The 14,228-nt window shown below is 66.6% G+C and carries 13 protein-coding genes and 1 pseudogene; 4 read left to right on the forward strand and 10 right to left on the reverse strand.

The genetic code is table 11. The features are described from left to right. A partial coding sequence (gene hfq / locus G3N99_RS21835) for an RNA chaperone Hfq (RefSeq protein WP_205815581.1) occupies nt 1-268 on the reverse strand: 268 nt, incomplete at its 3' end. A gap of 295 nt (nt 269-563) precedes the next feature. Between hfq and G3N99_RS21840 the strand changes: the two genes are divergently transcribed. Further along, nucleotides 564-848, forward strand: coding sequence for a hypothetical protein (locus G3N99_RS21840; RefSeq protein WP_174934386.1), 285 nt, complete (start codon nt 564-566; stop codon nt 846-848). Between the two features lie 27 nt (nt 849-875). Here G3N99_RS21840 and G3N99_RS21845 read toward each other — a convergent pair whose 3' ends face one another. The 4 genes from G3N99_RS21845 to G3N99_RS21860 all read right to left on the reverse strand — a co-directional run bounded on the left by G3N99_RS21845 (nt 876) and on the right by G3N99_RS21860 (nt 5,991). Beyond that, nucleotides 876-1,793: a DUF1571 domain-containing protein gene (locus tag G3N99_RS21845; RefSeq protein ID WP_206123451.1), complete on the reverse strand. Its 918-nt coding sequence runs from the start codon at nt 1,791-1,793 to the stop codon at nt 876-878. 29 nt (nt 1,794-1,822) lie between these two features. Beyond that, nucleotides 1,823-3,577, reverse strand: coding sequence for an AMP-binding protein (locus G3N99_RS21850; protein WP_174934382.1), 1,755 nt, complete (start codon nt 3,575-3,577; stop codon nt 1,823-1,825). Nucleotides 3,578-3,733: 156 nt separating this feature from the next. Then, nucleotides 3,734-4,555 (reverse strand): TetR/AcrR family transcriptional regulator, encoded by an 822-nt coding sequence (locus G3N99_RS21855; protein ID WP_089494738.1) that lies wholly within the window; start codon nt 4,553-4,555, stop codon nt 3,734-3,736. A 215-nt stretch (nt 4,556-4,770) separates the two neighbouring features. After that, nucleotides 4,771-5,991 (reverse strand): MFS transporter, encoded by a 1,221-nt coding sequence (locus G3N99_RS21860; protein WP_174934380.1) that lies wholly within the window; start codon nt 5,989-5,991, stop codon nt 4,771-4,773. A 279-nt stretch (nt 5,992-6,270) separates the two neighbouring features. Here G3N99_RS21860 and G3N99_RS21865 point away from each other — a divergent pair, with 279 nt between their 5' ends. The 3 genes from G3N99_RS21865 to G3N99_RS21875 all read left to right on the forward strand — a co-directional run bounded on the left by G3N99_RS21865 (nt 6,271) and on the right by G3N99_RS21875 (nt 9,306). Then, a complete protein-coding gene (locus G3N99_RS21865) occupies nt 6,271-6,813 on the forward strand; it encodes a GNAT family N-acetyltransferase (RefSeq protein ID WP_206123452.1) in 543 nt (180 codons plus the stop codon). Between the two features lie 128 nt (nt 6,814-6,941). Further along, entirely contained in the window at nt 6,942-7,568 is a 627-nt protein-coding gene (locus G3N99_RS21870; RefSeq protein WP_206123453.1) for a ParB-like protein, read from the forward strand. Nucleotides 7,569-7,575: 7 nt separating this feature from the next. Further along, a complete protein-coding gene (locus tag G3N99_RS21875) occupies nt 7,576-9,306 on the forward strand; it encodes a SulP family inorganic anion transporter (RefSeq protein WP_174934374.1) in 1,731 nt (576 codons plus the stop codon). A 22-nt stretch (nt 9,307-9,328) separates the two neighbouring features. On the opposite strand, the gene G3N99_RS21880 is transcribed toward G3N99_RS21875, so the two are convergent. The 5 genes and pseudogenes from G3N99_RS21880 to G3N99_RS21900 all read right to left on the reverse strand — a co-directional run. After that, nucleotides 9,329-10,264 carry a carbohydrate kinase gene (locus G3N99_RS21880; RefSeq protein ID WP_206123454.1) on the reverse strand — a complete coding sequence of 312 codons (936 nt, stop codon included), beginning with the start codon at nt 10,262-10,264 and terminating at the stop codon, nt 9,329-9,331. A gap of 130 nt (nt 10,265-10,394) precedes the next feature. After that, nucleotides 10,395-11,339 carry an ABC transporter substrate-binding protein gene (locus tag G3N99_RS21885; RefSeq protein WP_174934097.1) on the reverse strand — a complete coding sequence of 315 codons (945 nt, stop codon included), beginning with the start codon at nt 11,337-11,339 and terminating at the stop codon, nt 10,395-10,397. An 82-nt stretch (nt 11,340-11,421) separates the two neighbouring features. Then, the gene (locus tag G3N99_RS21890) at nt 11,422-12,459 is read right to left on the reverse strand and encodes a ribose ABC transporter permease (RefSeq protein ID WP_011351839.1); all 1,038 of its coding nucleotides are present in this window, start codon (nt 12,457-12,459) and stop codon (nt 11,422-11,424) included. A 42-nt stretch (nt 12,460-12,501) separates the two neighbouring features. After that, nucleotides 12,502-14,055: a sugar ABC transporter ATP-binding protein gene (locus G3N99_RS21895; RefSeq protein WP_174934367.1), complete on the reverse strand. Its 1,554-nt coding sequence runs from the start codon at nt 14,053-14,055 to the stop codon at nt 12,502-12,504. Beyond that, nucleotides 14,042-14,228, reverse strand: a pseudogene (locus G3N99_RS21900) (N-acylmannosamine kinase); the annotation flags it as partial. The pseudogene G3N99_RS21900 and the gene G3N99_RS21895, both read right to left, overlap by 14 nt.

Consider the following 14,228-nt stretch of genomic DNA (forward strand, 5'->3'; position numbering starts at 1 on the left):
CGCCGGGGCGCCCGCCGGTGCGAGGCCCGCGGGGGCCGCTGCCGCCCGGGCGCGAGCCGCCCGTGTCGAGCTGGATCGTGGAAATCGCGCGCTTGTAGATGCCTTGCAGACCCACGGGGGTGCGCAGCATCACCAGGTACTGATCGAACGACTCGATACACCCCGTCAGACGAATGCCGTTGACGAGATAGATTTCAACGCGCTTACGTTCCTTGCGCGCCGAATTGATGAAGTCGTTTTGCGGATGGGATTCTGCGGGATTGGCCATTGAGGTGCGGCAGGAGCCTGCGTCAGAGAATATGTTGTGCGTGTGTGTGGCGTGTTCGTCCACAAGGTGTTTGGCGGGATTCTACCCTGTTCGATCAGGGAGCGCGCAGTCGTGATTGTGTCGAACCGTAACCCACTATAGACGTTCCAGCGCATTTTCGCGATTCGGCCAAACGGCTAATGCGATTTCGTTACGCCGCGTTACGACTCTCGCAGTGCCGTATCACCTTGGCTCGTGCGCGGCGCATACATTGGTTGCGCGAGCCGGGCGGGCCGGCTTATCAGGGATTCAGAACATGAACAAGAGGCGATGGACAGGGTGGGTCGGGGGCGTGGCGTTGCTGGCTTCCGGCAGTGCGATGGCAGGGCATGTCGACCTGTCGGTCGGCATCGGCGTCCCGGTCGCACCGGTCTATGTCGAGCCGGCTCCGGTCTATGTGGCGCCGCAACCGGCCGTGGTCGCCTATCCGGGCTATGGATACGGCTACGACGGCGATGACGACGACGATCGCTATCGCAAATGGCGCAAGCACTACTACAAGCATTGGCACCGGCACCATGGCGACGACGATGACGATTGAGCCCGAGGCCAGCCCTGACGGCGCGCATCAGAACGCGTAGTCGGGGTTTTTCGGGTCGAAGGCGGTGTCGTCGAGCGTCGCCGGCGCGATTTTCTCGATGACGATCCGTTCGAAGATCTTGCCGTCGTTGTCGTAGGACTCGACGGTCCGGAAATAGGGCGCGTGCAGGTCGAGCCCAAGGACTTCCTTCTTCGCGTAGAACTGCGGCCGGCCGGTCGGCGTTTCGTAGGTGAGCGCGACGACGCGCACGCCGTTGATCGTTTTGGCTTCCACATCGGTCGGCCGCTGCACGCCGGCTTCCAGATATTTCTTCCCTTCGGTCAGGTACAGGTTCGTGATGAACTCGGTGCCGAGATCCTTCACCTGGTGATTCGACTGGGCGCGCGCAAGTGCGCCGTCGATTGCCGTCCACAGCGGAATCTTGCCGAGCAGGCCGCCAAGGTGTCCGTACATCTCGTCCTTGCGCTGCGTCGTGTCGTAGATGGTCTCCTGGCCGGCATGCGCGCCGCCCGGCAGCCATTTCGCATAGACGCGCAGCGGTTCGCGGGTGGTCTTCACGAGCATGCGGTCGGGCGTATCGGACCATTTCCCGCTGATGCGCTCCTGGCGCACCATCGTGAACTGGTAGGACGGGTAGCCGTTCGGGCCGTTACGGATATAGAGCGGCACGGCGAGCGGATCGAGTGCCTTGAAGAGCGCCGTGAGCGTTGCGTCGTCGAGTTGCACGAGCGTGCCGCGTTGCGCGGCCGTGCGCAGCCAGCGTGCCTGCTGCGCGACCGGCTCGCGTACGACTTTCGCGAGATCCGCCGGCAGTGCGACCTCCTGCGCCGCGCTCGCGGCGCTGGCCGTTTCCTGCGCATGCAGGCCAGTCTGGGCGAGCGACAGCATGCACGCCGCTGCCACGGCGGCGGCGTGCCGCGCGTGGTGCTTCTTTCCTTCGTTCATCGACGGCGTCTCCGGGGGCGATGGATCGTTCAGCCTTGCTTCGCGGCCTTGATTTTGGCGAGTTCCTCGTCGCGCAACGCGCGGCGCAGGATCTTGCCGACGTTCGTCTGCGGCAGCGCGTCGCGGAACTCGACGAATTTCGGCATCTTGTAGCCGGTCAGGTTCTTGCGGCAGTGCGCGAGCACGTCGTCGACCGTCAGCGACGGGTCGCGGCGCACGACGAACACCTTGATCCGTTCGCCCTGGACCTCGTCAGGAATGCCGATCGCCGCCGCTTCGCTGATGCCCGGATGCATCACCAGCACTTCCTCGATCTCGTTCGGATACACGTTGAAGCCCGACACGAGGATCATGTCCTTCTTGCGGTCGATCAGGCGGATGAAGCCGCGTTCGTCCATCACGCCGATGTCGCCGGTGCCGAGCCAGCCGTCGGCGTCGATCACCTTGGCCGTCTCGTCGGGGCGCTGCCAGTAGCCGCGCATCACCTGCGGACCGTGCACGCACAGCTCGCCCGGTTCGCCGATGGGCGCCCAGGTGCCGTCCTCGCGGCGAAAGCGCACGACGGTGGACGGCGCGGGCAGGCCGATCGAACCGCTGAACGCGGCCATGTCGTTCAGGTCCACGGGGTTCATCGTGACGATCGGCGAGCACTCGGTCAGGCCGTAGCCTTCGACGACCGGCCGCCCCGTCACCTGCTGGAAGCGCTCCGCGACTGCACGCTGCATCGCCATCCCGCCGGCCATCGCGAGCTTCAGCTTCGAGAAATCGCGCTTGCGGAATTCCTCGTTGTCGAGGAACGCGTTGTACAGCGTGTTGATGCCGGTGATGCCCGTGAACGTCTCGTTGCGGATGATCTTCATCACCATCGTCATGTCGCGCGGGTTCGCGATCAGGATGTTGCGCCCGCCGAGCCCCATGAAGATGAATGCGTTCACCGTCAGCGAATAGATGTGATACAGCGGCAGCGGCGTGAGCACGGTTTCGACGTCGCCCGAGACCTGGTCGGCGATCCACGCCTTCGCCTGCAGCAGGTTCGCGATCAGGTTGCCGTGCGTGAGCATCGCGCCTTTCGCGACGCCGGTCGTGCCGCCCGTGTATTGCAGGAACGCGAGGTCGTCGCGCGTGATCTGCACGGGCTGCGGCTTGCCGCGCGCACCGAGCGCGAGCGCGGAGCGCAACCGGATGGCCTGCGGCAGGTGGTAGGCGGGCACGAGCTTCTTCACGTGCTTCAGCACGAAATTGATCAGGCGTCCTTTTGCATTGAAGCCGTCGGCGAGCAGGTCGCCGAGCGCGGTGACGACGACGTTCTTCACCTGCGTTTCCGGCAGCGCGTCCTGCAGCGTGCGCGCGAAGTTCTCGAACACGACGATCGTCTGCGCGCCGCTGTCCTTCAGCTGGTGCGCGAGTTCGCGCACCGTGTAGAGCGGATTGACGTTGACGACGATCGCGCCGGCCTTCAGCGTGCCGAACAGCGCGACCGGGTACTGGAACGTGTTCGGCAGCATGATCGCGACGCGGTCGCCGGGCTTGATGCCGATGCTTTGCAGGTACGACGCGAACGCGTCGACTTTCTGCGCGAGCGTGCGATAGGTCATCGACGCGCCTGCGCTCACGTAGGCGACGCGCTCGGCGAAGCGGCTCGTGCATTCGTCGAAGAACTGCACGAGCGATGCGTATTGCGTGACGTCGATCTCGTGCGGGACGCCGGGCGGGTATGACGCGTACCAGATGCCGTCGGTGTTCGGCGGAACCTGGGCCGCTGCGGTTGCTGCGGAAGATGACATGACGAGTCTCCGGTCTTTGCTCTCGGCGAGGGCGGGCGCTTCAGCGCCGGCCCGTGCCCCGTGCCGCACGGTCGATCGACGGGGCGCCTCGACGCCCCGCCCGACCGCGCGTTTCAATCAAATCGTGAACAGGAAGCCGCGCGTGGCCTCGCGCGTTCAGTTCGTGGAATGCAGCGTCGCCGTATCGACGGCGGTCGCAGCCGACTGCGGCAGCCCGAACGCTTCGCTGGCCCCCGCGTCGTCGAGCACGGCCGCGAAGATCGACAGTTGCGCACTGTCGGGCATCGGCGCTTTCAGGGCGGCGACGATCAGCGACGACAGTCGCGCGATCATCTGCACGTCGTTCATCGTGCGGCCCTGCGAGAATTCGTCGATCAGGCTTTCCGTCTCGGCGCCCGCGAGCGCGCCGGACAGCGCGCCGATCGCGAAGTGCAGCCGCCAGCCGAGCTCCGTGCGCGGCAGGTGCGGCAACGCGCGCTGGAACGCGTCGAAGAAGCGGCCCGCGACGCTCGCGTAGTGCGCGGTCAGGAAGTTGCGCACGAACGGTGACGGATCGGTGTACGCACGACCGATCAGCCGCAGGAACCCGGGCCCGCCGCGCTCGGGATTGCGCGATGCCTTCAGCGCGGGAATGAACATCGCGCCGAGCACGTGCTCGCAGGTGATGTGCGTGCCGAGTTGCGCATCGAAGCGGTCGAGGATGCCAAGGCGTTCCTGGTTGAGCTGGTCGAGCCGGCGCGACAGCATCGCGTGGATCAATGCTTCCTTGCTGCCGAAGTGGTAGTTGACCGCGGCGAGGTTGACCGCCGCGCGCGAGGTGATCTGGCGCATCGACATCGCCTCGAAGCCATGCTCGATGAACAGATCCTCGGCCGCATCGAGGATGCGCGCCTTCGTCCCGCCGGTCTGCCGCGTGCCGGATGACCGTGCCCCGGACGGCCGTCCCGCGGATGGCCGTCCCTCCTGACTTACTGCCATGTCCCGCCTCCCATGCCGGTCGCCCGGCCGCGAACTGGTGATTTGTTTGTCTGATTCAAACAGTCGTTTTTATTAAGATAAAAAATCGCGGACGGAGCGGGCAAGCAGGGAATCTGGACAAATTCCTCTAGTTCGATGTGCGAATGCGGAAAGTATCGCGCGTGCCCTCGGCGGGACGGGGCACGCGCGATGATGCGGTGCGGCAATGCGCGGGTTCAGGTGACCGTGCTACGCGTATTGACCGATTGCGTCATGTCGATGCCGCGCCGCTCGCGGCTGAACAGGATCAGCACGGCGATCACGACGGCGACGATGCCGGCCACGAGCGCGAGCGCGAAGCTGTAATTGTTGTTGTTCGAAACGGCGAGCGAGGCCTGCATCGTCGCGTTGCCCGACGCGAGCAGGTTGCCGAGCTGGTAGACGACGCCCGGGAAGGTCGCGCGGAGCTCGTCGGGCGAGATTTCGTTCAGGTGAACCGGGATCACGCCCCACGCACCCTGCACCGAGATCTGCATCAGGAACGCCCCCGCGGCGAGGGCGACCGGGCCGCTCGAGAACGCCCACAGCGGCAGCACGGGCAGGGCGATCAACGCCGCGATGAAGATGGCGCGACGCCGGCCGATCCGCTCCGAGATCGCGCCGAACGACAGGCCGCCGACGATGGCGCCGATGTTCAGCACGATCGTGATCCACGACACGGTATGCGGATCGAAGTGATGCTGTTCGCGCAGGAACGTCGGATAGAGATCCTGCGTGCCGTGCGAGAAGAAGTTGAACGCGGTCATCAGCACGATCGCGTAGATCGTGAGCTTCCAGTTCTGCTGCAACGTGGTGCCCAGGCTCGGGCGCGGGCGCTTCTCCATCTGTTTCCACGCCGGCGATTCGGGCACGTGAGCGCGGACGTACAGCACGAGCAGCGCGGGCAGCACGCCGACCATGAACATCCCGCGCCAGCCGATGTACTGGTAGAACAGGCCGAACACGACGGACGCGAGCAGGTAGCCGCTCGGATAGCCGGCCTGCAGCAGCCCCGACACGAAGCCGCGCGCATGGGTCGGCACGGTTTCCATCGTCAGTGCCGAGCCGACACCCCATTCGCCGCCCATCGCGACGCCGAACAACGCGCGCAGCACGAGCAGCGCGGTCAGGCTCGGCGCGAAACCGGATGCGAGTTCGAGCAGCGAGTAGCACGCGATGTTGACCATCAGCGTCGGGCGGCGGCCGAAGCGATCGGCGAGCCGGCCGAAGATCAGCGCGCCGAGCGGGCGCATCGCGAGCGTCAGTGTGAGCGCGAACGCGACGGCGGGAATCGTCGACCCGAATTCGGCGGCGATGTCCTTCAGCACGAAGACCATCAGGAAGAAGTCGAACGCATCGAGTGTCCAGCCGAGGTAGGCGGCGATCGTGACGTTGCGTTGTTCGCGGGTCCAGCTCATGTCCGAGGTCTCCTCGTTGGCTTGCGCGCTTACGATGTGCATGCGGATGCCGGCCGGCTTGCGCGCGGTGCGGGGGCATTGATCGAGTGTAGGCCGCGACACCGGACGATGTGGGGCGCGATAACGTCGAATCGGGAATAATCCCTAGGAAATGAACTGTTTCGGGATTGGAAACGCCGTCGCACGAAACACGCGACAGGCATCTGTATCATTCCGGAAGGCTGTTTGTATCTGTTTTGTAATGCGCTCGTGCGTACCATCACCGAATCAGGAGTCCCGATGACCGAACGTTCCGCCGCCACGCTGCCCGTGCTCGAAACTGCGCGGCTGTGGCTGCGTCCGCGTGTGCTGGCCGACCTCGATGCGTGCATCGAGATGGATCGCGATCCCGAGGTCACGCGGCACATCGCGGGGCCGTGGCACGATCCCGTCGAGCATCGGCGCTTCGTCACGCACCGGATCACGTGCGACTATCCGCCGGGCCTCGGCTACTGGTCGATCTTCGAGAAGGCCGCGCCCGATGCGTTCATCGGCTGGATCCTGCTGATTCCCGACTACGTGGACGGTGCGCGCGACGTCGAGATCGGCTGGCGGCTGGTGCGTGCGACATGGGGGCGTGGCATCGCGAGCGAGGCAGCGGCAGCCGTCGTGCACCACGCCTTCGACACCGTGCGCCTGCCGCGTGTGATCGCCGATATCGCGGAGGCCAACAGCGGTTCGCTGAATGTCGCGCGCAAGCTCGGGATGCGTCGCGTGAGCGTCGTGCACGATGGCATTCCTTACATTCGACATCGTCTCGAACGCAACGATCTGCGCGCATAGCGCGGCGCCGCGAGTGCGCGGGAGGGTGTCAGAGATCGTCAACCGGTGGCGTATCGAGGTCATGACGTATTAACGGCCCGCGCGATCAGGAGTATCGTTGCCGGAATTTCGCAACATGGGGTACGACCATGGCTCTCGGCAACGATGTTCACCTGATTCCCGTCAAGCTGGAAGAACTGCGTCCCACGCAGATGACGGTCGGCTATCGCGAAGTCAAGGCGAAGCGCAAGCACTGGAAGGCGCTCAGCAAGCGCGCGCGCAAGGCCGCGATCGAATCGCACTGGTTCCCGGCGGTGCTCGGCCCGGACGGGCTGCACTACATCACCGATCACCACCACCTCGGCCTCGCGCTGATCGAGGAAGGCGAGGCGCGCGTGAACGCGATGCTGCTGAAGGATCTGTCGTGGCTCGACGACACGATCTTCTGGCGGATGATGGAACACAACCAGTGGGTGCACCCGTTCGGCGCGGACGGCACGCGCCGCGACTACGAGAATCTGCCGAAGGCGCTGACGGGGCTCGTGGACGATCCGTACCGCAGCCTTGCCGGCGAGCTGCGCACGGCGGGCGGCTATGCGAAGGATGCGACGCCGTTCAGCGAATTCCTGTGGGCCGACTACCTGCGTCAGCACGTGTCGCTCGACCAGATCCGCAAGAACTTCGCGAAGGCGCTCGACATCGCACTGCATCGCGCACATGAGCAGGACGCACGCTATCTGCCCGGCTGGTCGGGCGTCATCACCGTCAAGCCCTGACCCCCTCATGACGACCGCCCCGATCCGCCCCGATGCCGGCCCGCAGCATGCCGACCATTTCGCCGCGCTCGACGCGGCTTCGCCGCCGCCCACGCGACGCATCGGCCTCGATGCGCTGGCCGGCCTGTCGATCGCGGGCCTGCTGATTCCCGAGGCGGTCGCATACGCGGGGCTGGCCAACCTGCCGCCACAGGCCGGTCTCATCGCGCTGCTGTCGGGGCTCGTCGTCTATGCGCTCACCGGCAGCAGCCGCTTCGCGATCGTGTCGTCGACGTCGTCGTCGGCCGCCGTGCTCGCGGCGACCGTACTCGCGGAGTCGGGGATGGCGCTTGCCGCGCAGCTCGCGCTCGCCGCCGCGCTCGTCGCGATGACGGGCGTGCTGTTCATCCTGGCCGGTGCCGCGCGGCTCGGCGGCATGTCGGACTTCGTCGCGCGGCCCGTGTTGCGCGGCTTCACGTTCGGCCTCGCGCTGACGATCGTCATCAAGCAGTTGCCGAAGATTCTTGCGATCTCCGTACAGCACAGCGATGCGCCGCATGTCGCGCTCGACCTGATCACCGGCGCGCCGCATGCGAACCTTGCGAGCGTCGTGCTCGGTGCGATCGCACTGGCGTTGCTGTTCGCGCTCGGGCGGAGCTCGCGCGTGCCCGCGACGCTCGTCGTGATCGTGCTGTCGATCGCGGCCGGCTATGCGATCGACTGGCAGCGATACGGGATTGCGATCGTCGGTCATATCGATTTCAAGCATATCGAGTTCGGCCTGCCGACCCTCGACCGCAACGCGTGGATGCAGACCATCGAGCTTGCATTCGCGCTGATGCTGATCCTGTACGCGGAATCGTACGGATCGATCCGCAACTTCGCGTTGAAGCATGGCGACAGCGTGTCGCCGAACCGCGACCTCGTCGCGCTCGGCTGCGCGAATCTCGTGTCGGGCCTGCTGCACGGGATGCCGGTCGGCGCCGGGTATTCGGCGACCTCGGCAAACGAAGCGGCCGGTGCGCAGTCGCGCTTTGCCGGCCTGTGGGCGGCGGGCGTGGTCGCGCTGATCGTCTGGCTGCTGCTGCCGCAGCTCGCGCGCACGCCGGAGCCCGTGCTCGCGGCGATCGTGATCTTCGCGGTCAGCCACTCGCTGCATCCGTCCGTATTCCGGCCGTACTGGGCCTGGCATCGCGACCGGCTCGTCGTGATCGCCGCGCTGCTCGCGGTGCTCGTGCTCGGCGTGCTGCACGGGTTGCTCGCGGCCATCGGCGTGAGCCTGCTGCTGACGCTGCGCAAGCTGTCCGAACCGAACGTCAGCGTGCTCGGCAGGCTGCGCGACAGTCACGATTTCGTCGACGTGGCGAGCCATGCCGACGCGAAGCCGGTGCCGGGCGTGCTGATCGTGCGGCCCGAGGCGCAACTGTTCTTCGCGAATGCGGACCGGATGCTGAACCGCGTGCGTGCGCTGATGAAGGCCGAGCCGGACGCGCATACCGTGATGCTGAGCCTCGAGGAAACGCCGGATGTCGACAGCACGACGATCGAATCGTTGCGCACGTTCGCGGCCGAATGCACGGCGCGCGGGTTGCGGCTCGCCATCGTGCGGCTCAAGGTGCACGCGCTGCATGCGTTGCGTCGCGCGGCCGACGATACGCTGCACGAGGATGCCATGTCCGAACTGAGCGTCGACGAGAGCCTGCAACTGCTGCAGGCCGGGATGCCGCCGGACGGCAGCGACGGCACGACCGCCGCGTGACGAGGCGGCGCGCCGGCGCGTGCTATTGCGACACCACGGCGTCGGCGCAGCGATCGATCATGTCGGTCACTTCGGCCGCCGTCGGCGCATAGGCGCCTGCATGCGCACAGGCGACCGCCGCGCACGCGGCTGCGTAGCGCAAATGCTCGGCGGCTGATGCATCGGGACGCGCGAGCTGGCTCGCGAGCCAGCCGCCGATGCTCGCATCGCCGCAGCCGACGGTGTCCGCCACGTCGGTCGGGAACGCGGGCTGAAACAGCACGGTGTCGCGATGCAGGAGCTGCATGCCCGATGCGCCGCGCGTGACGAGCATCGCCGCGTCGGGCGCCCACGTGCGCAGTTGCGCGAGCGCGGCGGCTTCATCGAGTTCGGGAAACAGCCCGCGCAGATCCTCGTCCGATACCTTGATCCAGTCGGCGAGCCCGGCCAGCTTGCGCAGCGTGTCGCGATACGACGGCGTGGCCATCGGCGCGCGGAAGTTCGGGTCGAACGAGATCCGCTTGCCGGCCGCCCGCGCAGCTTGCGCCACCTCGATCAGGCGCGACGCGAGCGGCTCGCGCACGACACCGAGCGAACCCACGTGCACGATCTCGGCCGCGTCGAGTGCGCCGGCGGGCAGGTCCGCCGGATCGAATGCGAGATCGGCGCTGTTCTCGCCGATGAAGAAGTAATGGGGCGGCTGCTTCGATACGACCATCGCGAGCAGCGGCGCGCGATCGACCTGCCGGATGAAGCGCAGGTCGAGCCCTGCGTCGGCGCTCTTGCGCATCAGCTCGTCGCCGAAGGTGTCGCGGCTGACCGTGCCGGCGAAGGCCGTCGGCACGCCGAGTCGTGCACCGACGCGCGCGACGTTCCAGCATGAGCCGCCGGCGACGCTGTGCCAGTGCTGCGCGTCGTCGCGGATGAAGTCGGTCAATGCTTCGCCGAATACGATCAGGCGGGGAAACGTCGTCGTCATGTCGAACCTTGTGCCGCGGCGTTGTGCGCGGCCATGCAGCGATTGATCTGAAAAGACGGGCCGTGCGGGCCGTCGCACGTTGCGACGCGGCCTGGCACTGCCCGGTTGCGTGGGCGGACGGGCGGCTCGATCAGCGCGGGGTGCTCCAGCCCTTGTAGCTCTTCACGTTGTCGCGCGTGATGAGCGTCGGTTCGATCAGGATCATCGGGTTGGCCGGCTTCTGGCCATTCATGATGCCGTAGCCGACGTTGACGGCCTGCTGCGCCATCGCCCAAGGATCCTGGCTCGACGACGCCTGCACGAGCGTATTCGACTTGAGCGCGACCTCGATATCGGGCGCACCGTCGACCGACGTGATCACGATGCCCGGGCGGTTCAGCTGTTTCGCGGCGAGATCGCTGCCGATCGCTTGCGGGTCGTTGATCGTGAACACCGCATCGAGCTTCGGAAAGCGCGTCAGGTAGCCCTGCATCGCGTTCATCCCGCCTTCGCGCGAGCCCTTGCCGTCCTGGTCGCTCGACAGCACCTTGATGCCGGCGTTTTTCGCGAGCACGGTCTTGCAGCCGTTGACGCGATCGATCACGGCCGATACCTGCGGGCCGTTCTCGATGATCACGTTGCCTTTGCCGTTGAGTTTCTTCGCGATGTAGTCGCATGCCAGCTCGCCGGCCTTCACGTTGTTGGTCTGCACGGTCGCATTCGCGCCCGCCGCCGCGACGTCGACCGCGACGACCGTGATGCCGGCCGCCTGCGCCTTCTTCACCGCCGGCTCGATCGCCTTCGGATCGGTAGCGTTGAGCAGGATCATGTCGACGTGCGCGGAGATGAAGTTGTCGATCTGCGTGAACTGCTTGTTCAGGTCGTAGTCGGCCGACACGGCCGTGACTTTCGCGTTCGGGTTGATCTGCCTGGCGCGCGCCTCGGCGCCCTTGACGATCGTGACGAAGTACGGGTTGCCGAGCGATCCGACCGTGACGCCGATCGATTTGAGCGGCTTGTCGGCCGCGTGCGCGGCGGAAGCGCCGAAGGCGAGTGCGCAGGCGACGGCGGTCAGGGCGGCTTTGTGCTTGAACATGTCGTTGTGTCTCCGTGAAGTTGCTTGGCGAGCGGGCGCAGGGATCGGCCTGCGCCGCAAGATTGAATGGACGGGAAGGGGTTCAGGTACGCGCGGAATCGCGCTGGCGGTAGCGGTCGAGCGCGACCGCGCCGATGATCACGAGCCCCTTGATGATGTACTGCCAGATGTCGGACACGCCGAGCAGCACGAGGCCGTTCGTCAGCACCGCGATGATCAGCGCACCGATCAGCGTGCCGACGATCGAACCGACGCCGCCGACGAAGCTCGTGCCGCCGAGGATCACCGCGGCGATCGCGTCGAGTTCGTAAGACTGGCCGAGCTGCAGGCCATTGGCCGCATAGAGCCGCGCGGCCGACATCACCGCGCCGAGGCCGGCGAGCAGACCCGACGCCGCATACACGAACATCTGGATCGCCCGCACGTTGATGCCCGACAGGCGGGCGGCTTCCGGATTGCCGCCAACCGAATAGATGCGCATCCCGAGCACCGTGCGGCGCAGGATGAACCACGAAATCGCGATGACCGCGCACGCGATCACGACGAGCCACGGTACGCCGAGGATCGTGCCGTTGCCGATGAACGCGAACGGCAACTGCGGATTGAACACGGTCGTGTCGTTGCCGATCAGGCGCGCGACGCCGCGCACGGCCGTCATCGCGCCGAGCGTGACGATGAACGGCGGCAGGCGCAGGAACGAGATCAGGCCGCCGTTGATCGCGCCGAACACGAGGCCGACGATGAGCGCGAACGGCACGCCGAGCCAGCCCCAGCCCGGGATGGTCGACGCGAGCAGAGCGGCGACGGCGGCGGCGGCGAGCACCGAGCCGACCGACAGGTCGATGCCGCCCGTCAGGATCACGAAGGTCATGCCGGCGGCGAGCACGATGTTGATCGACGCCTGCTGCGTGACGATCGACAGGTTCTGCAGCGTGAAGAAACCGTCGGTCAGGAAGCCGAAGCCGATGCACAGGACCAGCAGCACCGGCAGCATGCCGGCGGTGCGGATCAGCGATTGCATGCGGGCGCGGTGATCGGCGCCGCGCAATAGCGGCGTACGGGTGGCCACCGGCTGGGCCGTCGCGGAAGCGAGGTTCCGCTGCTTGGTCGGGTTGATCATTTCGGTAACCTGAATGTAAGAAGGAAATGAAAAGGGCGAGGCTCAGTGCGCGTCGGCGACTTCGGCTTGCGAGCCGGTGGCGAGCGCGATGATGGCTTCCTGCGTGATGGGCGTCTGCGTGTAGCCGCCGAGTTCGCCGGCGATCTCGCCTTCGCGCATCACGAGCACGCGGTCGGCGACACCGATGATCTCCGGCAGTTCGCTCGAAATCACGATCACGCCCACGCCGGCCCGGGCCAGCTCGTTGATGATCCGGTAGATCTCGGATTTCGCGCCGATGTCGACGCCGCGGGTCGGTTCGTCGAGGATCAGCACGCGCGGCTTCGTCTCGAGCAGGCGCGACAGCAGCACTTTCTGCTGGTTGCCGCCCGACAGCGCGCCGACGTTGACGTTCGCGTTCGGCACGCGGATCGACAGCGACGCAATGGCGTCCTGCGCGCGTTCGGCACCGCGCGCGAGATCGAGCGCACCGAGCCGCGCGTCGCGGTTGCAGACCGAAATGTTGATGTTGTCGCGCACGCTCATGTCGAGGAACAGGCCCTGGCGCTTGCGGTCTTCGGTCAGATAGACGAGGCCCGCATCGATCGCGTCGCGCGGCGAGTGCGCGCCGAACGTGCGCTCGCCCACCTTTACGTCGCCGCGCACACGCGGTTCGGCGCCGAAGATCAGCCGCGCGAGTTCGGTGCGGCCTGCGCCGACGAGCCCCGCGATGCCGAGCACCTCGCCGGCGTGCAGATCGAGGCTGCAGCCGCGCACGCGCGCACCGTCGGCGATGTCGCGGACCGACAGCAGCAGGTGGCCGGGGTCGTACGGCGCGTGTTCCTTCTTGTAGAAGCCGGAGATGTCGCGGCCGACCATCATTGCGACGAGACGCTCGGCCGACAACGAAGCGCGTTCCAGCGTGCCGACGTACGTGCCGTCGCGCAGCACCGACACCCGGTCGGACAGTTCGTAGATCTCAGCCATCCGGTGGCTGATGTAGATGATCGCGAGACCTTCCTCGCGCAACTGGCGGATCAGGCGGAACAGGTGTTCGGTCTCGCGCGACGACAGCGGCGTGGTCGGCTCGTCCATCACGAGGATGCGTGCACGGGTGTGCACGGCGCGCGCGATCTCGACGAGCTGTTGCTCCGCGATCGACAGCGTACCGACGAGCGTGTCGGGCCCGAACGATGCGCCCAGGCGCGCGAGCACGTCCTCGCAGCCGCGCGCCATCGCTGCGCGGTCGATCGTGCCCCAGCGCCGGTTGCCGCGCCGCAGTTCGCGGCCGATGTAGATGTTTTCCGCGACGCTCAGGTTCGGCGACAGGCACAGCTCCTGGTAGATCACCGCGACGCCCGCATCGCGCGCGGCAAGCGGGCCGTCGATGTCGATGCGGGCACCGTCGATCAGGATCTCGCCGCCGGCGTCGGCGCGGTATGCGCCCGACAGGATTTTCATCAGCGTCGATTTGCCCGCGCCGTTTTCGCCCATCAGCGAATGGATCTCGCCGGGATAGACGGTCAGGCTGACGTTGTCGAGCGCGCGCACGGCCGGGAACGTCTTGCTGATCCCGCGCATCTCGAGCAACGGGCGGGGCGACTCAGATCGCGACATGGTTGACCTCCTGCGAGTCGGTGCGGGCGCCCTTGAGGATGCCGGCCCGCGGGGAGAAGTTGAAGAACATCGGCAGCGTGGCCGCACCGATCGCACCGGCGTCGGCGCCGAACGTGCCGCGTACGAGCACCGGCGTGCCGCGCGCTTCGGGCGCGGTGGCCACGAGCGCCGCG

This window comes from Burkholderia sp. Ac-20392 (genome assembly GCF_017104585.1).
In the GTDB taxonomy this organism is placed as follows: Bacteria; Pseudomonadota; Gammaproteobacteria; order Burkholderiales; family Burkholderiaceae; genus Burkholderia; species Burkholderia lata.